This is a genomic window from Pontibacter lucknowensis, assembly GCF_900156415.1.
GTDB lineage: Bacteria > Bacteroidota > Bacteroidia > Cytophagales > Hymenobacteraceae > Pontibacter > Pontibacter lucknowensis.
The window spans coordinates 344,100-369,005 of the sequence record NZ_FTNM01000003.1 but is presented as its reverse complement, the minus strand read 5'-3'; the positions used below and the strand labels follow the sequence as shown (position 1 = coordinate 369,005).

At 50.5% G+C, this 24,906-nt stretch carries 26 protein-coding genes and 3 tRNA genes; 16 read left to right on the top strand and 13 right to left on the bottom strand.

Going from position 1 to position 24,906, the window contains the following annotated elements; genetic code table 11:
* Positions 1-120: 120 nt before the first annotated feature.
* On the bottom strand, positions 121-2,379 hold the full coding sequence (locus BW972_RS12400) for a TonB-dependent receptor (protein ID WP_076422368.1): 2,259 nt from the start codon (positions 2,377-2,379) through the stop codon (positions 121-123).
* 374 nt (positions 2,380-2,753) lie between these two features.
* Here BW972_RS12400 and BW972_RS12395 point away from each other — a divergent pair, with 374 nt between their 5' ends.
* Together BW972_RS12395 and BW972_RS12390 are read left to right on the top strand one after the other, a co-directional pair.
* Positions 2,754-3,515, top strand: coding sequence for an ABC transporter ATP-binding protein (locus tag BW972_RS12395; RefSeq protein ID WP_076422367.1), 762 nt, complete (start codon positions 2,754-2,756; stop codon positions 3,513-3,515).
* A gap of 82 nt (positions 3,516-3,597) precedes the next feature.
* On the top strand, positions 3,598-4,956 hold the full coding sequence (locus BW972_RS12390) for a hypothetical protein (RefSeq protein WP_076422366.1): 1,359 nt from the start codon (positions 3,598-3,600) through the stop codon (positions 4,954-4,956).
* Between the two features lie 198 nt (positions 4,957-5,154).
* Here BW972_RS12390 and BW972_RS12385 read toward each other — a convergent pair.
* The 4 genes from BW972_RS12385 to BW972_RS12370 all read right to left on the bottom strand — a co-directional run bounded on the left by BW972_RS12385 (position 5,155) and on the right by BW972_RS12370 (position 6,392).
* Positions 5,155-5,227, bottom strand: a tRNA-Lys gene (locus tag BW972_RS12385).
* Between the two features lie 235 nt (positions 5,228-5,462).
* Positions 5,463-6,077 carry a DUF4403 family protein gene (locus BW972_RS12380; protein WP_007653789.1) on the bottom strand — a complete coding sequence of 205 codons (615 nt, stop codon included), beginning with the start codon at positions 6,075-6,077 and terminating at the stop codon, positions 5,463-5,465.
* Positions 6,078-6,189: 112 nt separating this feature from the next.
* A tRNA-Lys gene (locus BW972_RS12375) sits at positions 6,190-6,262 on the bottom strand.
* A gap of 57 nt (positions 6,263-6,319) precedes the next feature.
* Positions 6,320-6,392 (bottom strand) — tRNA-Lys (locus tag BW972_RS12370).
* A gap of 115 nt (positions 6,393-6,507) precedes the next feature.
* Here BW972_RS12370 and BW972_RS12365 point away from each other — a divergent pair.
* Positions 6,508-7,200 (top strand): SH3 domain-containing protein, encoded by a 693-nt coding sequence (locus BW972_RS12365; protein WP_234986371.1) that lies wholly within the window; start codon positions 6,508-6,510, stop codon positions 7,198-7,200.
* A 17-nt stretch (positions 7,201-7,217) separates the two neighbouring features.
* Here the strand turns inward: BW972_RS12365 and BW972_RS12360 are convergent, their stop codons facing one another.
* The gene (locus BW972_RS12360; RefSeq protein ID WP_076422365.1) at positions 7,218-8,027 is read right to left on the bottom strand and encodes an SDR family oxidoreductase; all 810 of its coding nucleotides are present in this window, start codon (positions 8,025-8,027) and stop codon (positions 7,218-7,220) included.
* Between the two features lie 191 nt (positions 8,028-8,218).
* On the opposite strand from BW972_RS12360, the gene thiL reads away from it, so the two are divergent.
* Entirely contained in the window at positions 8,219-9,244 is a 1,026-nt protein-coding gene (gene thiL / locus BW972_RS12355; protein WP_076422364.1) for a thiamine-phosphate kinase, read from the top strand.
* Between the two features lie 97 nt (positions 9,245-9,341).
* Here the strand turns inward: thiL and BW972_RS12350 are convergent, their stop codons facing one another.
* The 3 genes from BW972_RS12350 to BW972_RS12340 all read right to left on the bottom strand — a co-directional run bounded on the left by BW972_RS12350 (position 9,342) and on the right by BW972_RS12340 (position 12,900).
* Positions 9,342-9,713 carry a hypothetical protein gene (locus tag BW972_RS12350; RefSeq protein WP_076422363.1) on the bottom strand — a complete coding sequence of 124 codons (372 nt, stop codon included), beginning with the start codon at positions 9,711-9,713 and terminating at the stop codon, positions 9,342-9,344.
* 6 nt (positions 9,714-9,719) lie between these two features.
* On the bottom strand, positions 9,720-11,132 hold the full coding sequence (rlmD, locus tag BW972_RS12345; RefSeq protein WP_076422362.1) for a 23S rRNA (uracil(1939)-C(5))-methyltransferase RlmD: 1,413 nt from the start codon (positions 11,130-11,132) through the stop codon (positions 9,720-9,722).
* A gap of 100 nt (positions 11,133-11,232) precedes the next feature.
* Positions 11,233-12,900 (bottom strand): catalase, encoded by a 1,668-nt coding sequence (locus tag BW972_RS12340; RefSeq protein ID WP_083674166.1) that lies wholly within the window; start codon positions 12,898-12,900, stop codon positions 11,233-11,235.
* A 157-nt stretch (positions 12,901-13,057) separates the two neighbouring features.
* On the opposite strand from BW972_RS12340, the gene BW972_RS12335 reads away from it, so the two are divergent.
* The 5 genes from BW972_RS12335 to BW972_RS12315 all read left to right on the top strand — a co-directional run bounded on the left by BW972_RS12335 (position 13,058) and on the right by BW972_RS12315 (position 16,510).
* Positions 13,058-13,744 (top strand): VOC family protein, encoded by a 687-nt coding sequence (locus BW972_RS12335; RefSeq protein ID WP_007653800.1) that lies wholly within the window; start codon positions 13,058-13,060, stop codon positions 13,742-13,744.
* 145 nt (positions 13,745-13,889) lie between these two features.
* Entirely contained in the window at positions 13,890-14,780 is an 891-nt protein-coding gene (locus tag BW972_RS12330; protein ID WP_234986370.1) for a hypothetical protein, read from the top strand.
* A 136-nt stretch (positions 14,781-14,916) separates the two neighbouring features.
* A complete protein-coding gene (locus tag BW972_RS12325; RefSeq protein WP_076422361.1) occupies positions 14,917-15,381 on the top strand; it encodes an META domain-containing protein in 465 nt (154 codons plus the stop codon).
* A 100-nt stretch (positions 15,382-15,481) separates the two neighbouring features.
* Positions 15,482-16,015, top strand: coding sequence for a YceI family protein (locus BW972_RS12320; protein ID WP_076422360.1), 534 nt, complete (start codon positions 15,482-15,484; stop codon positions 16,013-16,015).
* 213 nt (positions 16,016-16,228) lie between these two features.
* Positions 16,229-16,510, top strand: a complete 282-nt coding sequence (locus tag BW972_RS12315) for a hypothetical protein (protein ID WP_007655286.1) — start codon at positions 16,229-16,231, stop codon at positions 16,508-16,510.
* 70 nt (positions 16,511-16,580) lie between these two features.
* Here the strand turns inward: BW972_RS12315 and BW972_RS12310 are convergent, their stop codons facing one another.
* Positions 16,581-16,859 carry a GNAT family N-acetyltransferase gene (locus BW972_RS12310; protein ID WP_007655287.1) on the bottom strand — a complete coding sequence of 93 codons (279 nt, stop codon included), beginning with the start codon at positions 16,857-16,859 and terminating at the stop codon, positions 16,581-16,583.
* A 22-nt stretch (positions 16,860-16,881) separates the two neighbouring features.
* Positions 16,882-19,026, bottom strand: a complete 2,145-nt coding sequence (gene glgX / locus BW972_RS12305) for a glycogen debranching protein GlgX (protein ID WP_076422359.1) — start codon at positions 19,024-19,026, stop codon at positions 16,882-16,884.
* 139 nt (positions 19,027-19,165) lie between these two features.
* Here glgX and BW972_RS12300 point away from each other — a divergent pair, with 139 nt between their 5' ends.
* From BW972_RS12300 to BW972_RS12270, 7 genes are all read left to right on the top strand, one after another.
* Positions 19,166-20,158 (top strand): CvpA family protein, encoded by a 993-nt coding sequence (locus BW972_RS12300; RefSeq protein ID WP_143732053.1) that lies wholly within the window; start codon positions 19,166-19,168, stop codon positions 20,156-20,158.
* A 29-nt stretch (positions 20,159-20,187) separates the two neighbouring features.
* Positions 20,188-20,424: a hypothetical protein gene (locus BW972_RS12295; RefSeq protein ID WP_076422358.1), complete on the top strand. Its 237-nt coding sequence runs from the start codon at positions 20,188-20,190 to the stop codon at positions 20,422-20,424.
* Between the two features lie 220 nt (positions 20,425-20,644).
* Positions 20,645-21,499 carry an ABC transporter ATP-binding protein gene (locus tag BW972_RS12290; RefSeq protein ID WP_076422357.1) on the top strand — a complete coding sequence of 285 codons (855 nt, stop codon included), beginning with the start codon at positions 20,645-20,647 and terminating at the stop codon, positions 21,497-21,499.
* Positions 21,483-22,259, top strand: coding sequence for a hypothetical protein (locus BW972_RS12285; protein ID WP_076422356.1), 777 nt, complete (start codon positions 21,483-21,485; stop codon positions 22,257-22,259). Before BW972_RS12290 ends, BW972_RS12285 begins: the two co-directional genes overlap by 17 nt.
* Before the next feature lie 14 nt (positions 22,260-22,273).
* Complete coding sequence (locus tag BW972_RS12280) at positions 22,274-22,666, top strand: GntR family transcriptional regulator (RefSeq protein ID WP_076422355.1); 393 nt, start codon at positions 22,274-22,276, stop codon at positions 22,664-22,666.
* Positions 22,663-23,406 (top strand): hypothetical protein, encoded by a 744-nt coding sequence (locus BW972_RS12275; RefSeq protein ID WP_076422354.1) that lies wholly within the window; start codon positions 22,663-22,665, stop codon positions 23,404-23,406. The genes BW972_RS12280 and BW972_RS12275 overlap by 4 nt, the downstream gene beginning before the upstream one ends.
* A gap of 12 nt (positions 23,407-23,418) precedes the next feature.
* On the top strand, positions 23,419-23,700 hold the full coding sequence (locus BW972_RS12270) for a hypothetical protein (protein ID WP_076422353.1): 282 nt from the start codon (positions 23,419-23,421) through the stop codon (positions 23,698-23,700).
* A 61-nt stretch (positions 23,701-23,761) separates the two neighbouring features.
* Here BW972_RS12270 and BW972_RS12265 read toward each other — a convergent pair whose 3' ends face one another.
* Both BW972_RS12265 and BW972_RS12260 read right to left on the bottom strand, forming a co-directional pair.
* The gene (locus BW972_RS12265) at positions 23,762-24,442 is read right to left on the bottom strand and encodes a hypothetical protein (RefSeq protein WP_076422352.1); all 681 of its coding nucleotides are present in this window, start codon (positions 24,440-24,442) and stop codon (positions 23,762-23,764) included.
* Between the two features lie 32 nt (positions 24,443-24,474).
* Complete coding sequence (locus BW972_RS12260; protein WP_076422351.1) at positions 24,475-24,903, bottom strand: carboxypeptidase-like regulatory domain-containing protein; 429 nt, start codon at positions 24,901-24,903, stop codon at positions 24,475-24,477.
* Between the last annotated feature and the right edge of the window lie 3 nt (positions 24,904-24,906).

Genomic DNA, 24,906 nt, shown 5'->3' with positions numbered 1-24,906 from the left:
ATAATTGAGAATTGCAACAGTCATCTGTGCTCAGAACTGTTTTTTTGCGGCTATTTTCCTGCAAATCCTGTCACTTAACACGAAGTACACTCAAACTGTTCACGCAGTCAAACACTTAACTTACTGCGGCAAGGTATAGCGAACACCTAGGAAAAAACGTCGGCCTTGCATAGGCGCATAATTATACTCCGTGTCGAAGCTGTAGCCATACGGGTTGTTCACTTCCACCTGCCGGTCAAAAGGGTCGAAGGGGCGCATCAGCGGGTGCTTGGGCATGAAGTTCAGCAAGTTCTTAACGCCGCCGTATAGCTCCAGCCCTTCTCCCATCGTCTTGGTGACCTGCAGGTTTTGCAGACTGAACCAAGGCGACATTTCCGGTCTGAAATCATTCTCCTGCACCGGCAGGTACATCGGGCCTTTCACACTGCCTGTGTAGTCCAGTGTGAGGCCGAGCTGCCTGAACTGGTACGATGCGGTGAAGGTGCCCGAGAACCGGGGTGCGTGCAATTGCGGAACACGCTCATGCTGTCCCTCACCTGTGTCCTGCACCTGGTACACATCCATCAGCGTAACGCCGGTGTGCAGGCGCAGCGGAAAGGTAAAGGCCAGCTCCGTATTTAAGGCTATACCTTTGGAAATGGCATGCCCGCTCAGGTTGTCGTAGATGATCTGCGTATTGTTCGTCAGGAAATCAGCAACGATCTTGTTCGTGAAATAGGTATAGAAGGCCGACCCCTCCAAATTCAGAAAGCCACTACCAAGCGGAATGTAGCGCTGGTAGTTCAGGTTGACGTTGTAGGACTGCTCTGGCTTCAGTTCGTTTCGGATGACTACTTCACGGGCACCGGTGAGGGCGGCGTGATCTTCGGTGAACAGGTTGACTACACGGTAGCCATTGCCCATACTCAGACGAAAGATATTGTCTTCATCCGGAGCCCAGCGTATGCTCAGACGCGGCGAAAAAATGCCTCCGTGTGCCGAGTGGTGATCGTAGCGCAAACCGGAGAGCAGCGTGAACTTATCAGAAGCTTTGTACTCGTGCTGTGCAAAGGCCCCTGGCAAAGAAGTCTGATCCGGACTGTTTTCAGTAGCCTCATCATCTCCCTCTTGGGTGGCAGGCGTGTTGTCATCGTACCAGGTATAGCGGTAGGTGGTGCCAAGCAGCAGCTTCTGTTTTGCGCCCAGGTCACGATCCCATACCAACTGCCCGAAGCCCACCCGCTGATGCCCTTTGTAGTTAGTCTCCCCGTAAGCAGCATTCTGCTGATGATCGTTGTAAGAGAAGCTGAACAGCAGATTTTCAGGTATAGGCAGCTGGTAGCTTCCCAGCACTTCGTAGCGACTCGTATACACTGACTCGCCGTATACATGATCGCCTCCCCTGTGTACCGGTTGCCACTGCATCTCCCCACCAAAGCGATCTTCGTAGTAGTAGCGGGCCGCCAGGTTAGCCACCCGGTTTTCCAGACGATTCAGGCTCCATTTGTTAAAGATGGAAAAGCGATGCTGCAGCGGGATGTCCGTAAAATTATCCTGGTTCACATCGCGCCGGTCGGCAAACCGGAAGTAATTAGTACTCAGCATGGTCGAAGCGCGGTTCCAGCGCTTGCTATACCCTATGTCGGCATTCAGCTCGCGGTGAGAGGTATAGAACAGGTCAGCTGAGAGGCGTGGAGCCGTTGCAGGACTTTTGGTGATGATGTTAAGGAGGCCTGCCACAGCTTCGGAGCCATACAAGGTAGAGGCTGGTCCTTTCACCACCTCCACCCGCTCGATCAAACTGTTGGGTATGCCACTCAGTCCGTAGACTGTAGACAGGGCGCTTACGATCGGCATGCCATCGATCAGCACCATGGTATAGGCGCCTTCCATGCCGTTGATGTGGATGTCGCCGGTGCCACACACACTGCAGTTGATCTGTGGCTGCACTCCGTTCACAATTTCAAGCGCCTCAAATATGGCCGGGGTAGGGTTCTTTTGAAAATATTTGGGGGTGTAGATCTCCACCGGCACCGGTGACTCCAGCAGATACGTTTCGCGCATGGTACCCGACACCACCACTTCACGCAGTCGGGCATCCTGGGGCTGCAAAGTAACTTTCACATTACTTGTTTCTCCGGCTTTTACCGTCACTGCCACTTCCTGCGTCCTGAAGCCAATGGCTGAAACGCTGATCTTGTGCTCTCCTGCCAGTACTGGCGTTAATTCAAAATACCCCTCTTCATCAGCAGTAGCACCGACACTGCTTCCTACCAGGCCGATGCTGGCAAAAGCTGCTGGTGCGCCCCCGGCTAGTGCCTGCCCTTCTATTTTGCCGGTTTGCGCACTAACTACGACAGGGAGCATGAGCAATACATAAATCAGGTATAGGTACTTCATTTCAATAGTTTAAGCTTATCAAGACTAATACGAGACAAACTTAAATAAAAGTTTAGATTTACTTATTTTTATTTTTAGACTAACCTAAAAACATAAAATCAATTTGTTTGTTAAAGCAATGGCAATGTGGCAAAGTTTTGGCTCTTAAAGGCTTGCGTGACTGATATCAAAAAATTGCAAAACATTTGAGAAGCGCCGAAACCTTATGCATAGCTACCAATGTTGCTTTAGCACAAATGCGCATAAGATTTCAGGGATGCTGGCAGCACTCAGCTTAAGTTTCGCGCATAATGTTTGGACTATTTCGGGGGTATAACTAAATTTATACCTGTATTAAGAATAGTTATATTACTATATTTAGCCAGGGGAAGAATATGAGCATCGAGATAAAAGGACTATCCAAAGCGTATGGCAACAAACATGTACTGCAATCGCTTGACATTACAATAGAACAGGGCCAGTGCTACTGCCTGCTTGGAAAAAACGGCGTTGGCAAAAGCACCTTCCTCAACAGTATTCTCGATCTCATAAAGCCTGACAGCGGCACAATAGCGCTTTTTGGCAAGGACTACCTGAGCAATGCACTTGAAGTGAAGCAGGATTTAGGTGCCCTCTGCGAAGACAATCCCCTGATTGAAGAATTTACCGGACTGGAATACCTCAACTTTGTGGCAAAGCTTTATAAATTACCTGAAGATGAGGCGCAGCAGCGTATCAACAGCCTGACCAATTACTTTTTCTCAGAGCGGGAGTCGCTTCACAAAAATATTGCGGGCTACTCTACGGGTATGAAAAAGAAGGTCGGCATTGTGGCGGCCATTCTTCACAAGCCGCGCGTGCTTATCCTGGACGAGCCTTTCACAGGTCTTGATCCGATCGCAGCGCAGCTACTTGTAAAGCTGATCCGCAACTACAGCACGCCAAACCGGGTAGTACTAATCTCGTCACATGACCTGAATTATGTGGAGCGTGTAGCCACGCACATCGGAGTGCTTAATGACGGACAGCTGATGTACAACGGCTCGGTACAGGAGTTTACCATGAACGGCGAAGCCCTGATCGACCAGGCCCTGTTCCAACTCCTCCAGCCACACCACACCACTACCGACGCCGACATCGACTGGATGTTGAATTAGTTTGAGCGTTTTAAAGTTTAGGAGTTTGAGATTGTAGAGCACTCCTAAATTCCCCGACTCTCCAACTCCTAAACTCAATTACATGGATCTGATTTTATATTCCTGCAAGGCAAGACTGAATAGCTATTTCCGGCACAAGAAGATGCAGCGGGTGCTCCTGCTTGCGCTTGGCATTGTGCTGTCGGCTTTTTATGCCTGGCTGTTTACGTACCTGCTTCAGCAGGCCCGTGAAGGCGGACTGAATATGGATGTCAGCCAGATGCTGGGCTATACCAACCTGCTGTTGCTGGCCTTCACGATCCTGCGGGGTTTTTTCCCGGCCTACATTCCGAAAGCTGATTTCATTAACCGCATATACCCTGTTAAGCCGCTCAAGCGCTTCTGGACTGAGCTTGTAGTGGAATTGGTATCGCCGTTCTACTTCGTGCTGCTCAACTTCCTGCTGTTGCTCTTTATGATGTCGTCTGACTATACTGTGCTGCACCTGGTACAGAGTTTCCTGGTATTCCTGACAGCCCATATCACAAGGCGATCACTGCAGGTGTTTATTGAGCGCCGCATCAACTGGCGCAGCAGCGCATTCTGGGGCGCCGTGATCATGGCAGGCGCATTTATAGCCCTGGAAGCCCGCGCGCCTATGTTTGAGCCTGTGAATTCGGTGATGATGCTGGTGGTGCATCTGGCTTCGCTGGCCTCTTTTCTGCTTGCGAATTTCCTGCTGGAGCAGGCAGCCTTCGAACCAAAACGCCGTACCGTGAATTACAGTCATAATGCCCGACGTAGCCTGGGCTGGCGCCTATTCAAGAATCACAAAATGGCCAAGCAACTGCTTCTGTTCGGTCTGGGTTTCAAGGTGCTGATGCTGGGCATCGACGCAACGGTGTACACGGCCAAGGGCATCCATATGCTGGACAAGAACGCAACACTCTGGTTTTTTGTGGGTCCGCTCGTGATCTATACCTATGTGTTCAACAACGTGTGGGGCTTTTACAAAAACCTGTGGCTGACGACAGAGCGTGCTACAGGAAGCTACAAGGAATTTCTGAAGGCCAGCCTGTTGCCGCTGCGCATGCCTATCCTGATAGACGCAGCCCTTGTGGTGCTGTATGTGGCCTTCTTTAACCACGAGCAGGCAACTTTCATTCTGCTGATGTATGCTGCAGCCGTTATGGTCCTGACACCAATCGGGATCATAGCTTCGTTCACCAGTCCTAAAATGGTAAAGGGTGGCATCCTGAGCTTTAGTGCCAAGACTTCATACCTGTACAGTTTCTTGTCCATGTTGCTGTTAGGTCTGCTGTTTTTGCCGCTCCTGCACCCGATGCTTTACATGGTGTACCCGATCGTGATTGCCCTGACCTTGTTTGCCATGGTAGCGGTGCTGCAGGAGTACAAGCAGTTTAAATACAAGCTGTTTGAGACGCTCTACAAAACTGAGTAAAATGCTTATACCCTATACCTGAAATCCCCTGACTACCGCAGTAGCCAAGGGATTTTTGTTTGTTGACTTGCTGCTTTTGTGGCATGCTATACCTTTGCGGTAAAGGTATGCTGCAGGCGAAAAACATGAGATCAGGACAAAGAGAGGGCCAAAACAAAAGAGGCTGCTTACTTGCGTAAACAGCCTCTTTCTTTTCGGTGATCCCGCTGGGATTCGAACCCAGGACCCATACATTAAAAGTGTATTGCTCTACCAGCTGAGCTACAGAATCAGTACTATGTGTTTCCCGTGTTGGGAGTGCAAAAGTAGGGCTTTTTCCTTAATTGCCAAAACCTGGTACTACTATTCGCGATCTCAAAGGTATCCGTATAAAACGACCCAACACAATTTTGGTTTAATCATCCTAAGCATCAAAGCTTTAACAGATCAAAAAAAAAAATCTTTTGCAATGAAAAAATATAGCTGCTATACCTATATTCATCTCTTTCTGGGTAGTTCGGCTCAGGTTAGGCGGGCAGCAGTTCGCTCAGGTCAAACACATCTACTTCCACTTTTGCCTGCAACTCCAGGTTCAGGAACAAACGGTTTGACTTTGGCGTGATGTCTTGCACACGCACCTCTTCTACGGCACCCGTGAGTTTCAGCCCCTTCAAATCCATACCTGCTTCCAGCATCCCGTTAGCCTTAGTCAGTTCGCCCGCGATGATTTCGGACAGGTTTACTCTTGCCTTCTGAATGATCTGGTTATAGGCCACCTTGTTGACCAGTACTTCGAGCGAGGAATTATAAAAGCGGCTGGAGGTCTGCGCTTGCATGTTAAACCGGCGGATGTATACCTGCTGCCGGTCGTTGTCGTAGCCTGGCGTTGCCTGCACGTACAGGTCCACATTATCGCGCTTGAGTATGGTCCTTAAAACCCGGATCCTGACTTTTAAGATGATGTCACCGGCACCGGCGCTGCTGCCTGCCAGGCCAACATCCAGAATCTGAGCGTAGGGGTTTGCATCCGCATCCTCGGAGGGCTTCGGTATGTATTCGCCCACCAGCTGCTTTTGGAGTACGCTTTCCAAAGCGGGGTAAGAGATTGTTACCGGTACCTGAATCTTGACAAAGTTTTCCATTGATAGACTTTAGATAAACTATGGCTTTTAAACTCGAAACTGCCGAAAGGGTTTGGATTAGGCAACAAGGGAAATAAAAAAAGCCCCAAACACAGGTTTGAGGCTTTTGAAGTGATCCCGCTGGGATTCGAACCCAGGACCCATACATTAAAAGTGTATTGCTCTACCAGCTGAGCTACAGAATCAGTAATAAGTTAGTGAAATGAAGCACCTCCTTACTTAGATAAAGGAGGCGCTATTTGTGATCCCGCTGGGATTCGAACCCAGGACCCATACATTAAAAGTGTATTGCTCTACCAGCTGAGCTACAGAATCTTTTTACTAACTTGCATTCTCAAGGGCGATTCCCTTAATTGCGTTGCAAAAGTAATATCTATCTGTTTAAATGCAAAATCTTTGGTTCAAAATCTCTGGTTTTTTGCTCCTTTTTTTGGCGCTAAACACCGAACCAGTTTATAGTCAGACAGATAATAAAGCCCTATCCCAAGCTGATTCTCTCTTTAACAGCCTGCAGTACACTGAGGCTTTCACGCTTTATGATTCGTTGCTGCAGCACCAGCAGGTATACACCCCGCAAATGCTCCTCAAGATGGCCTACATCAAGGAAAGTGTGCGTGACTATACCGGAGCCATGTATTACCTGCATCTCTTCTACAAGAAACAGCCCAGCCGATCGGTCCTCAAAAAGATGGAGGAGCTCGGACAGACGCACCGGCTGAGCGGTTATGAGTACAATGACCTGCAGTTCTTCAAAACCCAGTTCAGCAAGCACTACATGCGCATTCTGGAGCTGCTGCTGCTCGTGGCTGTGGTAACCGTGACGGTGATGTTTGTGAGCTGGCGCAAAGGGCACCGCTTCAGCCAGACTTTCAAAGTAGGCTTTGTGCTATACCTACTCTTCATCCTCTACTACATCAACTTCCTCGACCTGGGTGACGAAGGCATTATCCGCAACGATCAGGTGGCAATCATGTCAGCACCCTCAGCTGGGGCTACCTGGCTGGCTACTGTTTCGCAGGGGCACAAAGTACCTATTACAGGAGAGCAGGACATTTGGTACGAGATCCGCTGGAAAGGCGAAAAGGCTTACGTGCGCAAGCACAATCTGCTGGAGCTGCCGTAATTTTATGACACAGTAGTTTACTTCTTCAACGGTGAGTCTTTTTCCTTCGCCATCACATTGTACACCAGCTTATCGGCCAGGCTTGGAAAGAGCTTGTTTACCCATACCGCCATCTTGCCCTGGGTGGTCATCACGAGGTCGCGTTTGCGTTTGATGGTCGCCTGCAGGATACGATCGGCCACTTCTTCGGCACTCATCATTTTCTGTTCGTCTCGCGGTGTCTCGCCTTGCTGTTGTCCGTCAGCTGCAAGCGCTGTGTTGCGGATGTTGGAGGCCGTAAAGCCCGGGCAGGCGATCAGCACATGCACACCGGAATGCAGCAGCTCGGTGCGGAGCGTCTCCAGGAAACCATGCATCGCAAACTTAGAAGCCGAATAACCGGTACGGGCTGGCAGCCCGCGGTAGCCGGCAATAGACGAAATACCGATGATAGAACCCTTTGCCGCTTTTATGTAAGGCAGCGCAAACTTGGTGCTATACACCGTTCCCCAGAAGTTGATGTCCATAACCTTGCGCAGCACATCCAGGTCCAGGTCTTCAAAAAGTGCACGCATCGAGATACCGGCATTATTAATCAACACATCCAGCTTACCATACCTCGCTACTGTTTCAGCCACCATGCGCTCGCAATCGGCTTCCACACTCACATCGGCATTTATAGCCAGGTTATCTATACCTGCCGCCGACAGTTCTTGTGCGGTATGGTCGAGGTTCTGTTGGTTACGACCAGAGTAGGCCACCTTTGCTCCCGCCTTACCAAACGCAAACACCAGCGCCTTGCCTATACCTGATGTGCCGCCCGTTACGAGTACCACTTTATTTTTCATTTTGTCAAATCAGCTTATACCTTGTCCGCTTTGCTTAGCAGACAACCTATTACATTCCTTCCCACTCATTGCAGGGATCAGGCACAAAACTACTATTTCTAGGTTAATTATCGCGCAGGAATTCCGTGATGGGTGGATTACTCCTATACCTTATAAATTGCGTACCTTTGCAGGTATAAAGCAGAAACAAGATGAGTAACTATACCCCACTTAGTGAATTAGGCGAGTTTGGCCTGATCAAGCGCCTGAATGAAAAAATTGAGCTCACACAACCTTCCACCATCAAAGGAATTGGTGATGATGCAGCCATTCTGGAACCAGGTGAAAAACAGATTGTGGTAACAAGCGACATGCTGCTGGAGGGTGTGCATTTTGACCTCACCTTTTGTCCGCTGAAGCACCTGGGCTACAAAGCAGTGGCTGTGAATGTGTCGGATATTGCGGCCATGTATGCCAAGCCGACACAGATCACGGTAAACATTGCTTTGGGAGCCAAGTATACAGTGGAGGCCGTAGAGGAACTCTATGAAGGGATGCGCCTAGCCTGCGAGAACTACGGTGTGGACCTTGTGGGTGGCGACACGACCTCTTCCCGCACCGGTCTGGTGATCAGCATCACGGCTATTGGTGAGGTGGCCAAAGGCAATGCGGTGCTACGCAGCGGTGCTAAAGAAAATGACCTGATCTGCGTGACCGGCGACCTGGGCGCAGCCTATCTTGGCCTCCAGATACTGGAGCGCGAGAAGCAGGCCTTTATGGCTGACCCGGAGATGCAGCCGCAACTCGAAGACAGACAATACATCGTGGGTCGCCAGCTTCGTCCCGAGGCACGCATGGACGTGATTCACGACATGAAGGAGCGCGACATCAAACCGACTTCCATGATCGACGTGTCAGACGGACTGGCTTCGGAGTTGTTCCATATCTGTGCGCAGTCCGGTGTGGGTGCCACTATCTACAAAGACAACCTGCCCGTAGATGAGCAGACGCTGGAGGCAGCCATGGAATTCAAACTCGACCCGATCACCTGCATCCTCAACGGCGGCGAAGACTATGAACTGCTGTTCACGGTGCCAATTTCGGACTACGACAAAGTGAAGAACCACCCCGACATCAGTATCATCGGTAAGATCACTGACAAGAGCGAGGGCATTAACCTGGCCAACAAGCACGGTCAGTCGTTCCCGCTACAGGCGCAGGGATGGCAGCATTTTTAAGACAAACAAAAAAAGAGAAGCTGTTGAGGCTTCTCTTTTTTGTTTAACTCAAGTTGAAAAGAACTTTGTCAATTGTCACAAATTCCTTTGCCAAAAATTAATCCTCTGGATAAGGTATAAACACGAAGTTGGTGAAGTTCTCTCCATCCACCACAAAGAGGCAGCAGAACTCATCCGGGTCTTTGTAGGCCGCCACGAAATCCTCTATTCTCTCTGCATCTACCAGGCGGTGTTTGATGAAGTCTTCTAAATAAGAAGCGTTAATATTCCACTCCAGCGCCAGTTCCTCTTTGGCCAGAAAGAGTGAGCCAATGGGCACCTCCGTCCGGGCAAAAACAAAGATCGGGTACTTTGAAATATGGCGTTTGCGCACCTGGTACGATGCCTCACGCAGGGTCTCAGCCACCACCACAAAGTCTTTGGAGATGGTACCGAGGTATTTACCGTTTAATTCAGGATCGTTTTGCATTCGCTTTTATTTAGCTGTTAACAGAACAATATTTTCTACGTGGTGCGTCTGTGGGAACATATCCACCGGCTGCACCCGTGCTACATCATACTTCTCAGAGAGCAGCTCCAAATCACGTGCCTGCGTGGCCGGGTTGCAGCTCACATACACGATGCGGTCTGCGTGTACCTGCAGAAGCTTCGCCACCACCTTCTCGTCCATACCTGCACGCGGTGGATCGGTGATCACCACATCCGGTCTGCCATGGCGCTCGATCAGCTCATCCGAAAGGATGTCTTTCATGTCGCCGGCATAGAAGGTCGTGTTGGTAATGTCATTGATCTGCGAGTTGATCTTGGCGTCTTCAATGGCGCTTGGCACATATTCTATACCGATGACCTCACGTGACTGACGCGCTACAAAGTTGGCAATGGTACCGGCTCCGGTATAGAGGTCATACACCAGTTCATTCCCGGTCAGACCGGCAAACTCGCGGGTAAGTTTATAGAGCTCGTAAGCCTGATCGCCATTGGTCTGGTAAAAGGATTTCGGTCCTACCCGGAAGCGTATACCTTCCATCTCCTCATGAATGTAAGGCAGGCCTTTGTAGCAAACTACTTCCAGGTCGTGGAAAGTCTCGTTGCCTTTTCCATTCACCACATACTGCAGCGAAGTGATCTCAGGGAAAGTTGTAGCCAAATGATCCAGTAAGCCTGTCAAAGCCTCCTCGTCCTCATGGTATACCTGCACGATCACCATCAGTTCGCCGGTATTAGCCGTGCGGATGATCAGGTTGCGCAACCAGCCGTTCATACGCAGCTTATCAAAAAACACCAGATTGTTAGCCCGGGCATAGTCGCGCACGGCCAGTCGGATGCTGTTGGAAGGCTCCGGCTGCAGATAGCAGTTCTGAATGTCAAGTATCTTATCAAAACGGCCCGGCATGTGGAAACCCAGTGCCCGGCGCTCATGCTCCTCCCCTGACTTGATCTGCTCGTTTGTCAGCCAGCCGTAGTTGGAAAAGGTGAACTCCAGTTTGTTGCGGTAGAACTTGTCTTTGGCAGAACCCAGGATCGGGTCGAAAGGCGGTAGCGCCACCTTGCCGATGCGCTCCAGGTTATCCTGCACCTGCTTCTGCTTGTAGAACAGCTGCGTGTCGTAGCCGATGTGCTGCCACTTGCAACCGCCGCAGGTACCGAAGTGCTCACAGAATGGCTGCACACGTACCTCGGAGTAGCTGTGGAAGTTAATGGCCTCCGCCTCCATGAAGCTCTTCTTCTTGCGTGTCACGCGCAGGTCTACCACGTCGCCGGGAGCCACACCGCCCACAAACACTACCATATTCTCGTGGCGCGCCAGGCACTTGCCCTCCGCTACCATCTCCTCGATTCGAATGTTCTCGAGTATTTCGAAATTAGTCTTCTTCTTATGCTTTCTCACAATACTGCAAAATTAGCTAAAATTCGGGAGATGTGGGAATGAACAAAAAAAGGCCGCTCCTTCCTGGGAGCGGCCTCTCTATACCTAAACAATTCTTCTGTTAATACGGCTTGGCCTCGTGTGACTTGCCTTGCGCATCCTGCACACCTTCTTCGCCGGTTACATTACCTGACGGGCCATCCATGCCTTCGATCTTCTTGTGCTCCATCATCATCTTCTTCATCTCCTTCGTAGCACGGTCAATGCTTTCTCGCACTCTGCGGCCATAGTCTTCGTCGGCCTGGGTGAAGTACTCCAGCATCTTGCCCTGTATGCGGCTATCGCATTTGGCCAGGTCATTGCCCAGGTTGTTGATCAGTTCGTCACGTTCCCAGTCCTCGAAATTGCGGTAAGTCTCCCCAGCCTGACCGAACGGGTTCGGTCGGTCGATTGGCTGACGCACCAGGTTCGCTTCGTAACGCGGCGAATACTCCTTCGGCTTTTCAGCCTGCTGCAGGCCGCCCAGTATAGACGGCTCATAGTTTACGTGGATGTTCTGCCCTTCTGCAAAGTCCGTGTCAAAGGCCATTTGTCCGCCGCGCTGGTTCGTGGCCACATGGGTCTTCGGTGCATTGATCGGTAGCTGCAGATAGTTGGCGCCTACCCGGTAACGCTGCGTATCGGAGTAAGAGAAGGTACGCCCCTGCAGCATTTTATCGTCCGAGAAGTCCAACCCGTCGACCAGCACACCTGTACCGAAAGCCGAAAGCTCCACTTCGTTGAAGTAGTCCACCGGGTTGCGGTTCAGGGTCATCTTACCCACTGGGTGCCATGGAAACTGCTCCTTCGGCCACAGTTTGGTATCGTCCAGCGGATCGAAATCCAGCTCCGGATGATCGTCGTCGCTCATGATCTGCACGTTCAGTTCCCACTCCGGAAAGTCCCCGCGCTCGATGGCCTCGTACAGGTCCTGCGTGGCGTGGTTGAAGTTCTTGCCCTGTATCTCCTGCGCTTCTTTCTGAGTCAGGTTGCGGATACCCTGTTTCATTGGCTCCCAGTGGTATTTTACCAGCACCGCTTCACCATCTTCGTTTACCCACTTGTAGGTGTTCACGCCCGAGCCCTGCATCTGACGGTAATTGGCAGGTATACCCCAGGGCGAATACAGGAAGGTAACCATATGAGTTGCCTCCGGTGTACCGGAGAAGAAATCGAAGATGCGCTCGGCACTTTGTATATTGGTTACCGGATCTGGCTTCTGGGAGTGGATCAGGTCCGGAAACTTCATGGCGTCGCGAATGAAGAATATCTTGAGGTTGTTGCCTACCAGGTCCCAGTTACCGTCTTCGGTATAAAACTTCACGGCAAAGCCGCGTGGGTCACGCAGCGTCTCAGGCGAGTGCGTACCATGGCCTACGGTAGAGAAGCGCACAAACACTGGTGTTTCTTTTCCTTTCTTAAATACCTTGGCGCGGGTAAATTTTTCAATAGGATCATTGCCCACTGTACCATACGATTGGAACACACCGTGTGCTCCGGCGCCACGGGCATGCACTACGCGCTCCGGTACGCGCTCACGATCAAAATGCGATATCTTTTCTATGAAGTGGTAGTTCTCCATGGTAGCCGGGCCACGGTTGCCTACTGTTCTAATGTTCTGATTGTCAGTGACAGGGTGCCCCTGGCGGGTGGTGAGGGTTGTGCCTTTGCTGGCGTTACGGGATTTTTCGGCTTTGGAGTACTTTGACTTATCCTGTCCATTGCCTTTCATACTTTCTTTTTCTTTCATGACCTGCTGATTTTGATAGATTTACAGATAGTATTTAACGAAACCAATAATGAAGAGTTGGTTTAAATTCCTTTAAATAGGTATCTCCCCTCTAAATGTCCTCTGTTATTTATTCTCGTATATCTCTTAAGTAAGCACCATTCCTAGTGACAATCTGATGAAAATAATTTCTGTTGAACTGCATACACGCCAGCCTGAGGAGCTGAAGGCATTTTATACCGAAACACTGGGGCTACCACTGCTGTCAGAAGAGCAGCAGGCCTTCAGTGTGCAGGTGGGACACAGCACCCTGACTTTCCGCACAAACCTGGAGCGGCCAGTAGGTGGCTACCATCTTGCTTTTAATTTACCAGGCAACCGGATTGGGGAAGCAGGCGAATGGTTGCAGGATCGTGTAGCGTTTCTGTATGCGCCCGGTTCCACTTCGCCTGTCGTATACCACGAAGCATGGCAAGCCCAGGCACTTTATTTTTATGATCCGGAGCTCAACCTGCTGGAGTTTATTTCACACCGCACAGCCTCAGCCAGCCTGGCACCTTTTGGGCCCGAGCAGCTTATAGGTGTGGCAGAAGTAGGCTTGCCTGTGCGTGATGTGGCATCCTTTGCGCAGGAGCTGCGTGAGAAGCTGCAACTGCCTCGCTGGAAATCGGCCAATGCGCTGTTTGAAGCTGCGGGAGGCCCGGAAGGTATGTTGATTGTGGTGCAGGAGCAAAGGCCTTGGTTCCCTACCCAAAACCCCGCCCAGGCACTGCCGCTGCGCCTGTCCGTACAGGCACCAGGCAAAGGCCGCATTGAGCACTCTCTTTTCGAAATCAGCCCAGCAGCAGCGACTCCTCAGGTATAGCCTGACTTTTTAACTTCGTGCTTTCCATACTGTAACCGAGTTGAATCACTGCTGGAGCGTATGCAAATGATGCCTTAACCAAACACTGCGGCTTGATGCTCGTTTAAAAAGCATAATTGAACATGAATCTATAAAACATAAACCTATGAGACATAACGAAGATTTTGGTAGAAGCTACCGTGAGCAAGGGAGACGATCCGGAGACAGGTATAACCAATCAAGCAATCTATCTAATTACCAGTCGCGTTACGAAAACCGCGGCAACTACTACGGTATGCCGGACCAGCACCACGAGTACCGAAACGTAAGCAGCCAGGGCAGCACAAGCTATGGCAGTAGTGGCCCGGTGGGTGGCTATGGAGCCAGCAGCTGGCGCAGCAACCGCGATCAGGATGACCGCCATACCCAGGGGCAGATGCACCAGAACGAATGGGGTGGCAGTGGCAGCAACCAGTACAGCAATCGCGACAGAGACAATTATAACTATGGCTCTGGCAGCGGCAGTTCACAGGGCGACCACTACCGCTACGGCGACCCGAACCCATACATGAACTACGAGCGGCAGGGCGGCTACGAGAAAACACGTGGAACCGGCTGGCGAAGAGAAAGTGATGTGGACCATGCCAACCGCCGCTATGACCGTCAGGAGAACAGCTACCGCCATACCGGCCATGGACGCCGCTTTGACCAGTACGGCCAGGACGAGCGCTATAATTATGCGCATGGCCGGCAGGACGGACGCCGAAGCATAGAAGATTCTGAAAGCCTGGACGACCGCTACTACGACCGTGGTGAGCACAGCCGCAGCAGCAGCGACAATGACTATGGTCGCCAGTATGGCAGCAACTACGATCACCGCAATCAGGATCGTGAAGGCCGTAATGACAACTATGAAACACGTCGCTTCCGTGACCGTGACTATGATGACTCTCCAAGTCGCAGCCCACGTGGCTATGGTTACCGATCGGGTCCGGATTATTCGGCCGACTCTCCTATTTCGAGTTACGGCCGAAGCGTACGGGGTTATCAGAAATAAAGCCAAAAGTGAAGTCCACCTCCCGGGTGGACTTCCTGCTTTAGGGTGCCATGCTACCTAATTCCGGTCTTATGCGTATGCAATTCCATACCTGGACAAAGCTTCCGATAAACTTATGCCCTTAACGAAAGACACTATGAAAAATATGGTACGCACCAGTTGGCTCTTACTACTCCTCCTGTGCCTGAACGCCTGTAACCTTAGCGAGAAGAACAGACAGTACGGCGTTGAAGGAGACACAGAGCTGAAAAGCTCTTACTGGATTCTGCTCTCTTTGCAGGATCAGCAGTTCCAGGATAATCCTGAAAACCGCACCGCTTATATCCGCTTCGAAGCTGGTGAAAATGAGCTAAAAGGGTACACAGGCTGCAACCGGTTGATGGGCAGGTATAGCGTTGATAATGGCTCTCTTAAGCTGACTAACCTTGGCACCACACGGGCCATGTGCCCCATCATTGAGCAGGAGAACCTCCTGATGGCCGTACTCGAAAAAGCAGACTCTTACCGCATTGCCGGCGAAATCCTCACCCTTTTTTACCAGAACAGGGCCATCGCTACATTCAGAGCAGGCGCAGAACCCAATATGCCTCCCAATCCCTGAGCAAATAACTACCAGATTATAACCCTATTACCTGTGATGCAGTATGCTAAAGGCACTGGCAACCATATATAATTAAACAAGTTAAAAACCACTTATACCTATGGCAACAACTAAATGGATCGTAGACCCGGCACACAGTGAGGTGCAGTTCAAAGTACGCCACCTGATGATTACAACCGTGACCGGCTATTTCGAAAAATTCAATGTAGAAGTGGAAACAGAAGGTGAAGATTTTCACAACACCAAAAGCATTGTGTTCACGGCCGATGTTAACTCCATCAGCACCAACAACGAGCAGCGCGACACGCACCTGAAGTCAGCTGACTTTTTTGATGCCGATAACCATGAGCAAATCAGATTTGAAGGCAAAGACTACGAAGAGCTGAAACCCGGTTTTGAAAAGCTGAATGGAGAACTCACTATTCGTGGCACCACACGGCCCATTACACTCAATGTGGAATATCACGGCACCGTGGTGGACCCTTATGGACAGACAAAGGCAGGTTTCAGTGTCGAAGGCAAGATCAACCGTAAAGAATTCGGATTGATGTGGGACGCAGTAACGGAGGCCGGCAGTGTAGTTGTGAGCGATGAGATACGCCTGCACTGTGAGATACAACTCGTGAAACAATAATAAAGTAGCTGTGCTGGCCTGCGACACCTGGCCAGCGCAGCTATTTTACTTCCCTTAACTCCTTAACAGAATACTCCCGTTCGCTTAGCCCCCCTCACCACGGGCAAGCGCCTCTACCGGTATTTCCTTTCCGGTAACCTTGCTTCTGCTTCAACCGGCTGTACGGCCGTTCCAGACATCAGGCATGCCTGTTTGCATGAACCTCCTATTATTATGCAAAAGAAAAGCGCCAGAAAAGCAATAAAAGACACCTTAAATATTGAGCTGAGCGACAAGGCGGCTCAGGAGTTATACCTGAACATCTGCAACTTTCTGCTTCACAACGATGACAAGTGCTACATCAGCGTCATCAGGTATAAGTACCTGCTGCTGTGCGATGAGATCAGTACGGCTGTAAGTGACTATCTGGTCATGGAGCAACTCATAGAACAGATGCAAGCCAAGCACCCACTGGTCCTCTCCGCCATTACCTACATCGCACGCTACAAGTCCTGACACAAAAAAAGGTATAGCTTACCGTTGTGTTGGCAGGCCATACCTTCTCTTCTTTTATGCAGGAAGTCTATTACTTCAACAGCTTTTGATAGTCCGGATTTTTGTGAATAAACTTTTTCACGACCGGACAGGTAGCGATCACTTTCTTCCCGTTTTCCTCTGCGTAGCAAAGGCCTTCTTCTATCAGTTTGTTGGCCACTCCTTTGCCCCGTGCCGACTCAGGTACAAACGTATGCGTAAAATCGATTACTTCCTCAGAAGGTGTGGCATAGGCCAGTTCAGCATCTTCATTACCCATGTTGGCGGTAAATTGCTGGTATTTTTTATCGTGCTTTATGTTCAGTTCCATTGTTTTTTGGTTTAAGTTGACATTATCCACTCACTACTTGTCCTGCCGGGTGATGCAACAGCACAACTGAGCGACTTCCGATGCGTATAGTTTCGCCAGCCTCCACGGTAGGTCCTTCATCCTTGATCTTTGTATTGTGAGTATCCAGTATTTTGGTCCACTGGGTGCCGTACTTAGCCTCCGGCAAGGTATAGTCCATGTCTTCGTGGTGAGCGTTGAAGATCAGGTAGAAACTATCGTCAATGATCTGCTCCCCTTTCGGGCCGACGGAGTGAAGGCCGCGTCCGTTCAGGAATACCCCCAGTGACTTGGCAAAGTCGTGGTTCCAATGCTCTTCCGTCATCTCCGAGCCATCCGGCTGAAACCAGGCAATATCCTCTACGCCTACTCCTTTGATCGGCTGCCCCTGGAACCAGCGGCGGCGACAGAACACCGGGTGGTTGCGACGCAGTTCAATCAGTTTTTGGGTAAAAGCCAGCAGTGATTTGTCAGCGTTGATCCAGTTGATCCAGGAAATTTCGTTATCCTGGCAGTAGGCGTTGTTATTGCCCTGCTGCGTTCTGCTTATTTCGTCGCCGGCTACCAGCATGGGCACTCCCTGCGACAGAAAAAGCGTGGTAAGAAAGTTGCGCTTCTGCCTTTCGCGCAGCTCAATTACCTTTTTGTCTTCCGTGAGACCTTCTGCCCCGCAGTTCCAGGAGCGGTTGTGACTTTCGCCGTCGTTGTTGTCTTCGCCATTGGCTTCGTTGTGCTTTTCGTTATAAGACACCAGGTCGTTCAGCGTGAAGCCATCGTGCGCTGTGATGAAATTGATACTGGCAGTAGGGCGACGCCAATCGTCGCGATAGAGATCGGAGCTACCTGTAAAGCGTTCCGCAAACTCACCCAGCATACTTTCGGCACCGCGCCAGTAATCGCGTATGCAATCCCGGTACTTGCCGTTCCACTCTGCCCAACCCGGCGGAAACTTGCCTACCAGGTAACCACCTTCCCCAATGTCCCATGGTTCGGCAATTAGCTTCACTTGCGAGATAACGGGGTCCTGGTGAATGATGTCGAAGAAAGAGCCAAGCCGGTCCACCTCGTGCAACTCACGGGCAAGGGTGGCCGCCAAGTCGAAGCGGAAACCGTCGACGTGCATCTCCAAAATCCAGTAGCGCAGGCTGTCCATGATCAGGCGCAGCACAGGTGGCATCATGGCATTGAGGGTGTTACCTGTGCCGGTATAGTCCATGTAAAAGCGCTTGTCTTCCTCCACCATGCGGTAGTAAGACGAATTGTCCACACCGCGGAATGACAGTGTCGGGCCCATGTGGTTGCCTTCGCCGGTATGGTTATACACCACATCCAGAATCACTTCTATACCTGCGCGATGCAGCGCCTTCACCATGTTTTTAAACTCCACCACCTGCTCTCCCAGCGTGCCACTGCTCGAGTAGCGCACATCAGGCGCAAAGAAGCCGATGGAGTTGTAGCCCCAGTAGTTTGTCAGGCCCTGGTCGGCCAGGTGCCGGTCGGTAATGAAGTGATGTACCGGCATGAGCTCAATAGCGGTAATGCCCAGTTCCTGCAGGTACTTGATGGTAACCGGATGGCCGATGGCTGCATAGGTTCCGCGTATTTCCTCTGGTATGTCCGGGTGCAGTTTGGTTAGACCTTTGACGTGCGCTTCGTAAATGACCGACTTGTGGTATGGGATCTTGGGTTGCTTCACCCCTTCCCAATCATAGTTCGGATCCACCACCACGCTGCAAGGTATAAAAGGAGCACTGTCGAGTGTGCTCATCTTCAGATCTTCTTCAGGGCTGCCTATTTCGTAGCCGAACAGAGAGTCGTGCCAGTTTATCGTGCCTGAAATAGCTTTGGCATAGGGATCAATCAGGAGCTTATTCGGATTGAAACGATGGCCGTTGGATGGTTCATACGGCCCGTACACCCGATAGCCGTACAGCTGCCCCGGCCTGATCTCGGGCAGGTAGGCGTGCCATACCTGGTGGGTACGCTCAGTCATCTTTATCTTGACCGATTCGCTCTCATCTTCGGTCGTGTTAAAAAGGCATAGCTCTACGCCAGTCGCATTGTCGGCGTACAGGGCGAAATTTACGCCTTCACCATCCCATGTGGCGCCCAACGGGTAGGGATTGCCAGGGTATACGGTAATATTCATAAGGATTTTGTAACTTAGGTATCTGATATGTCCTTTTAAGGACTTCTTCATCTACGCAGAAAGCTTACAAAGAGTCACGCCATACCTTATTTATTGTCAACCGCTGGTCAGGCCGGGTCGGTGACCCCGTCATCTTTGCATGGCACCTGTCCGTACTACCTCTAAAAAGACCTGGATGAACGCCCTTGATCTTCTTCTCACCCTTATCGTGCTGTTCAGCGCCTACATGGGCTGGCGCCGTGGCTTTGCTTTCAGCCTGCTCGACCTGGTGCGCTGGGTGGGCACCCTGATTCTGAGCTTCCGGCTATACCCCTCACTCGCCGACTGGCTTAGCCGCGCCACTGATTGGAGCGTCTACTGGATCCCGCCCATCTCCTTCTTTATCATCGCCGTGTTATCAAGTATGCTGATCCAGTTTGTCGGGTCGCTTATACTGGATCAGTTCTCGGACGAATTGCATGAGCACCATGTGAACAAAGCGCTTGGCACCATGCCAGGACTGATGAGCGGCATCATTACCATCGCCATCATTTCGATTCTGCTGCTGTCTTTTCCCTTTCCGGAGCGTTTTCAGACCTATGTGCAGGAAAGCAGTATTGCAGGCAGATTCGGAACCTACACCCACCTGGCAGAAGATGAACTGGCCCCTGTGTTTGACCGGGTGGTGAAGCGCACCCTCAACAAACTGACCATTGCGCCGGAGTCGGGGCAGTACATTGAGCTGCCTTTCACGGCTGATGACTACCAGCCGAAGCCAGCCCTGGAGGCCCGCATGCTAGAGCTTTTGAACCAGGAGCGTATTGCCATGGGCTTGCAACCCCTGCAGGCAGACACAGCGCTTACAACCGTCGCCCGTCGCCATGCAGCTGATATGTTCACGCGTGGCTATTTTTCACACATAACACCCGAGGGAGCCAGTGCTGCTGACAGGATCCGGGCTGCCAACATCCCATTCCGGGCTGCTGGCGAAAACCTGGCCCTGGCTCCTACCCTGAACATTGCCCACAAAGGATTGATGGAGTCCCCGGGTCACCGGGCTAACATCCTGCATGTGCGCTTCGGGCGGGTAGGTATAGGCGTACTGCAAAGCAGGAGGCATGGCCTGATGATCACACAGAAGTTTAGAAACTAACGTATACCTGAGCAGATAAAGGTATAGCCATGCAGCACGTGAACAGCGACTTTTTGACCATACAGCTTGGCAGCGACAAAACGCGTGCTGTCTTTCTAGTGGATGTCAGCAAAATTTGCTTTGCCTACTTCAAACCAGAGACTGAGCAGCAGACCGCTAAACTTGTGCTTGACTTTGGAGCCTCCCAGAAAATATTCGAAAAACAGGACGCAGAGCAGGTATACCTGGCACTTTCCCATCATCCCTCTTTCAAGGTATGGGTATAGGTATACCTACAGCTTTGCTGCAGAGTAAGCAATTTCATCTCTTCCTATTTCGCTTATACCCACTTAAGCTCCTCCTCACTAAGGTATGCGAATTACTCAAACATCTGGTTTTAAGCTTATATATACTTCACTAAATATTTTTTTAAAATAATTTGGTATTGATAAAACAATATTTACATTTGTAGTGTACTATGTAACTAATACACTAAAACAAACGGATATGATACAGATCAATAACCTCAGCTTTGGGTATAGCCGCAAGTCGCTGCTGTTCCGGAACCTGAACCTCAGGCTACAGGAGGGCCACATTTATGGACTGCTGGGCAAGAATGGGGCAGGCAAGTCTACGCTACTCAAAAACATGGCGGGACTCGTTTTTCCGCTGGAGGGTAGCTGCCAGGTGAATGGCTTTGATGCCAGCAAGCGCTACCCCGCCATGCTGCAGGATCTGTATTTTATTCCGGAGGAGATTTACATGCCGGCGCTAACAGCCAGGCAGTTTGTAGCGAACACGGCACCTTTCTATCCGTTTTTCGATGAAGATGTTTTTTACAGCTATCTCTCCGAGTTTGATGTGCCACAGCATGCTGTGTTTAACAAGCTGTCATTCGGGCAACAAAAGAAAGCCATCATCGCTTTCGGTCTGGCGACCAACGCCAGTGTACTGATCATGGACGAGCCAACCAATGGCCTGGATATTCCCTCCAAGGTGCAGTTTCGCCGCATCATCGCTTCTGCGCTGACCGAGAATCGCTGTATCATCATTTCCACGCACCAGGTACGTGACCTCGACAGCCTTATCGACACACTGGTGGTCGTACATGACCGGGAGATTGTGCTGAACGAATCGCTTGATGCGATCAGTGAGCGTCTCACTTTTACAACCATACCTGAATCGGAATCAAGCAATGCCCTTTATACCGAAGATGCGCTACGTGGTAAACAAGCCATATTGCCTAACCTGCTGGGCAACTACAGCAAAGTAGACATGGAGCTGCTTTTCAACGCCATCACCAGTGGCAACACATCTGTAACCGAAATTCTTCAAAGACCTCAATATGAAAAATCACTTTAATCTGAGTCGCTTCGGTCTGCTGTTCCGCAAACACACGGTGGAGCATTATAAAACTTACCTGATGGCGCTGGGTGTATTGCTCGGGGGTATGTTTGTGACCATGGGTACCATCAACTACCTTTCAGCCAGAACCATAGGCCTGCCTGAACAGTCTATTTTCTTCTTTTTCTTCCTGATTGGGGCAGGCATGGTATTTACGAGCACTGTGTTCGCGCAACTAGGCGACAAGAAAAAGGCAATCGCTTTTCTGACACTGCCGGCATCGCAGTTAGAGAAGTACCTGGTCGGCTGGCTGTTCTCCTTTCCTATCTACCTGCTACTGTTCGTGCCGTCGTTTTACCTGGTTCTGTACACCCTGCTCAGCATCGATCCGCGGGTAAGTGGCGAACCGGAGATGCTCAACGTTTTGACATCTGAACCCTCACTTCAGCTACTCCTTATCTTCTATGCCTTGTTTAATGCAGTGATGCTGACAGGCTCTGTCTACTTCAATAAAAATCACTTTATCAAAACAGCTTTTGCAGGTTTGCTGGGTATCCTTCTCTTTTATAATCTGAACAAGCTATGGGTCCAGTTCATGCTCGGGCGTGACCTGGTATCAGCAGGACCATTTTCAGCAGCCATGTTTGTGGAAAATGACCAGCGCTTCGAGGTGGGGGCTTATGAAGGGAACGAACCGCTTATTTTAGCGCTGGTTGTTATGCTGGCCTGCATAGGCTGGGTAGTAGCTTATTTTAAAATCAAAGAGAAGCAAGTATAGCGGGAGGATAATGTATGGAATTTAAAGAAAACGAACCCATCTACCTGCAGATCGCGGCGCACGTGTGCGACCAGATCCTGCTGGGCAAGTGGGCAGCAGAAGACAAAATACCTTCGGTGCGCGACCTGGCGGTGAGCTTTCAGGTAAACCCCAACACGGTGATGCGCACTTACGAGCAACTGCAGAACCAGGAGGTGATCTACAACAAGCGTGGCATCGGTTTTTTTGTGACGCCCGATGCTGTCAGGAAAGTGAAGGCACAACGTAAGGAGCGCTTTCTGCAGCAGGACCTGCCTGAGTTTTTCCACAACCTCTTTTTGCTGGAAATAGACCTGGAAGAGATCCAGCAGCGCTACGAAGCTTTTAAAACAGAAAATTACGAATCAGAAATCGAGCAGAAACCATGAAAACCAGCAACATACTTTTACTAACTGCACTGGTGGTGCTTTTGAGCGCACTGGCTACCTACAACATCGCTTTGAAGGCTGAGTACAAAACGGAGAAGTACCGCGACCCTTACCGAAACTACATTGCTATGGACTTTAGTGGTTTTGAGGAGATCGAGGTGAATGCGGGGGATATGCTCAACGTGCTGATTGAGCCAGGTGACGAGCATGCGGTATACCTCTATAAAGGCAATGATGATGTGGTGCAAATCGGTCAGGAAAACAAGATACTGCAGGTTAATGTATCAATTGATGAGAAGCAGAAAGGCGTACGAGGCTGGGGCTCCCCACACCTGATCATTAAAACTCCGAGCCTAAAGACAGTGCGTGCAAATGCCACACATGCTCTGAATGGTAAATCGGTAACCAACCCCAAGCGCCTGACCCCATTTAATCACTTAAATACAACAATCAAAGGTTTTAAACAGGACAGTCTCAGACTAGAACTGGACAACGGTGTGATCGTGCAACTGAATAACAACACGCTAAAGCGCTTATCCGCAGTGGCTGGCACCAGCCCTGAAAGTGAATCAAAGCTCCGTATCTTAGAAGGCAACAACATACAGCAGGCGAACCTGGATATCCGCAACCGTAGCCACTTGGCGCTTCAGGGCATTGCTATCCCTGAGCTACAGTATAATCTATCGGAGCAGGCACAGGTAGAGCTTTCTGGTAATGCACTGGCAGTATTGCGCAAATAATTTCCGACCGCTATGAAGAAAACAGGATTGATCTTGATAGTCGGGCTTCTGCTGATAGGCCTGTCGCATGGCAGCAACAGCAAGGCCACCTTGCAGGCTACATGCACTGAAGCCAGTCATGTTGATGATGGCGTGTGTCTAGCCTCAGAAGCCTTGCGTCAGCCTAACCTACCTGTGCAAGCGGCACTTCCAGAAACTACGATGCCGGAGCAAGTAGAAGAACAAAGAGTGGCGATCACAAACAGGTTGCTGCAACTGATAGACGCTTTCGGGAAACTGGTGATGGTAATTTAAGAAGCTATTTTTTTGAGCAACGGCCTGGTCTTACAACCAGGCCTTTTGTTTTTGTAGCTAACTATAAGGTATAGCTCAGGCCCAGCATAGAGGTAACCGTGTGCATCGGCTGCTTCAAAGTGCTTTTTCCTCCTTGCGCATCCATAACTTCGAAAGTAGGCCGGGTGCCGAGCAAGCCAACCTCCACAGTGAGGAGGAACCGGCCCTGCTGTATAGCGAATCCGCTTGCCAGGCCATAAGCCAGTGCTGCAGCCGAATCAGAGGTACGGCGGATCGGGCCAAAGGAGGTATCAACATGTACCTCGGGAGATTTATTATAGGCTGCACCCAAAGAGCCTTTCAGGAAGCCAAACAAAGAAGAGGAAGGGCTTTGCAGGTATAGATCAGCCAGCGCATAGGTACTCTTCCAGTCGCTTGCCTCCCGGCGTAATACCAGCACATCGTCTGGAGATGCAAAGGCGTTCAAGTCAAAGCTGTTGAAACGGAAGCCCGCTGTTGCGCCTACTGCCAGATAAGGCTTCACCTCCACCCGATAAGCTGCCTGCACGTTCAGCCCTCTCCTGGCCATGGGCGGGTACTCGTCTTCGAAACGGTCGTGCTTAAAATCGCCAATTGGGGTAGCGGCTCCCACATGCAAGCCTACACGTTGCACCAGCTGCGCCTGTGTCACAGTTGAAAGCCCCAACAGAAAGGCAAGAAAGAAAAAAATACGGTATAGCGGATAAGGCATATAGCTTGGCATTTTAGAGAGGTATTGCCGCCTGAGCAGGTGCTTTAGTCGATCAGAAAATTGTGCGTGAAGGTGGTATCGCGCTTCAGCACATCCCAATACAAGGTATAGCTTTGACAATTCACCTGGCTGCAACCTCTTCCCTGAGGTGCTACCTCAATGTGCCCCTCCTCCATTTCATCATCGCGGAGCAGAAAACGCAAGGTATAGTTTCCGTTATCGTCGGTGTAGGTCACGGCCTTTTTCCGAATAATGCCGCCACCGTCTCCTTTGAATGTCCGCAGGTTTTGCCAGGTTACGAGCAATTGCATGTTTTTGATGGGCTGCCCACTGCCCCGCAGCACCTGCCCACTTACTTCGGTGCAAGAACCGGGACAGTATTTACTGATGTAGTCATCCTCTTCTTTGGTGCAGCTGCTTAGCAAGCAGACGAGAGCCAACAGCAAAGCATACGGGTATATCTTTGTTTTCATATT

What these genes read in the sequence shown, in the direction of transcription:
- BW972_RS12325 (WP_076422361.1), top strand. Translation starts at nt 14,917, where the DNA reads ATGAAAAATATGGTACGCACCAGTTGGCTCTTACTACTCCTCCTGTGC.
- BW972_RS12295 (WP_076422358.1), top strand. Translation starts at nt 20,188, where the DNA reads ATGCAGCACGTGAACAGCGACTTTTTGACCATACAGCTTGGCAGCGAC.
- BW972_RS12400 (WP_076422368.1), bottom strand. Translation starts at nt 2,379, where the DNA reads ATGAAGTACCTATACCTGATTTATGTATTGCTCATGCTCCCTGTCGTA.
- BW972_RS12350 (WP_076422363.1), bottom strand. Translation starts at nt 9,713, where the DNA reads ATGCAAAACGATCCTGAATTAAACGGTAAATACCTCGGTACCATCTCC.
- BW972_RS12280 (WP_076422355.1), top strand. Translation starts at nt 22,274, where the DNA reads ATGGAATTTAAAGAAAACGAACCCATCTACCTGCAGATCGCGGCGCAC.
- thiL (WP_076422364.1), top strand. Translation starts at nt 8,219, where the DNA reads ATGAGTAACTATACCCCACTTAGTGAATTAGGCGAGTTTGGCCTGATC.
- BW972_RS12395 (WP_076422367.1), top strand. Translation starts at nt 2,754, where the DNA reads ATGAGCATCGAGATAAAAGGACTATCCAAAGCGTATGGCAACAAACAT.
- BW972_RS12315 (WP_007655286.1), top strand. Translation starts at nt 16,229, where the DNA reads ATGCAAAAGAAAAGCGCCAGAAAAGCAATAAAAGACACCTTAAATATT.
- glgX (WP_076422359.1), bottom strand. Translation starts at nt 19,026, where the DNA reads ATGAATATTACCGTATACCCTGGCAATCCCTACCCGTTGGGCGCCACA.
- BW972_RS12270 (WP_076422353.1), top strand. Translation starts at nt 23,419, where the DNA reads ATGAAGAAAACAGGATTGATCTTGATAGTCGGGCTTCTGCTGATAGGC.
- BW972_RS12330 (WP_234986370.1), top strand. Translation starts at nt 13,890, where the DNA reads ATGAGACATAACGAAGATTTTGGTAGAAGCTACCGTGAGCAAGGGAGA.
- BW972_RS12340 (WP_083674166.1), bottom strand. Translation starts at nt 12,900, where the DNA reads ATGAAAGAAAAAGAAAGTATGAAAGGCAATGGACAGGATAAGTCAAAG.
- BW972_RS12285 (WP_076422356.1), top strand. Translation starts at nt 21,483, where the DNA reads ATGAAAAATCACTTTAATCTGAGTCGCTTCGGTCTGCTGTTCCGCAAA.
- BW972_RS12310 (WP_007655287.1), bottom strand. Translation starts at nt 16,859, where the DNA reads ATGGAACTGAACATAAAGCACGATAAAAAATACCAGCAATTTACCGCC.
- BW972_RS12360 (WP_076422365.1), bottom strand. Translation starts at nt 8,027, where the DNA reads ATGAAAAATAAAGTGGTACTCGTAACGGGCGGCACATCAGGTATAGGC.
- BW972_RS12275 (WP_076422354.1), top strand. Translation starts at nt 22,663, where the DNA reads ATGAAAACCAGCAACATACTTTTACTAACTGCACTGGTGGTGCTTTTG.
- BW972_RS12260 (WP_076422351.1), bottom strand. Translation starts at nt 24,903, where the DNA reads ATGAAAACAAAGATATACCCGTATGCTTTGCTGTTGGCTCTCGTCTGC.
- BW972_RS12390 (WP_076422366.1), top strand. Translation starts at nt 3,598, where the DNA reads ATGGATCTGATTTTATATTCCTGCAAGGCAAGACTGAATAGCTATTTC.
- BW972_RS12290 (WP_076422357.1), top strand. Translation starts at nt 20,645, where the DNA reads ATGATACAGATCAATAACCTCAGCTTTGGGTATAGCCGCAAGTCGCTG.
- BW972_RS12320 (WP_076422360.1), top strand. Translation starts at nt 15,482, where the DNA reads ATGGCAACAACTAAATGGATCGTAGACCCGGCACACAGTGAGGTGCAG.
- BW972_RS12335 (WP_007653800.1), top strand. Translation starts at nt 13,058, where the DNA reads ATGAAAATAATTTCTGTTGAACTGCATACACGCCAGCCTGAGGAGCTG.
- BW972_RS12380 (WP_007653789.1), bottom strand. Translation starts at nt 6,077, where the DNA reads ATGGAAAACTTTGTCAAGATTCAGGTACCGGTAACAATCTCTTACCCC.
- BW972_RS12300 (WP_143732053.1), top strand. Translation starts at nt 19,166, where the DNA reads ATGGCACCTGTCCGTACTACCTCTAAAAAGACCTGGATGAACGCCCTT.
- BW972_RS12265 (WP_076422352.1), bottom strand. Translation starts at nt 24,442, where the DNA reads ATGCCAAGCTATATGCCTTATCCGCTATACCGTATTTTTTTCTTTCTT.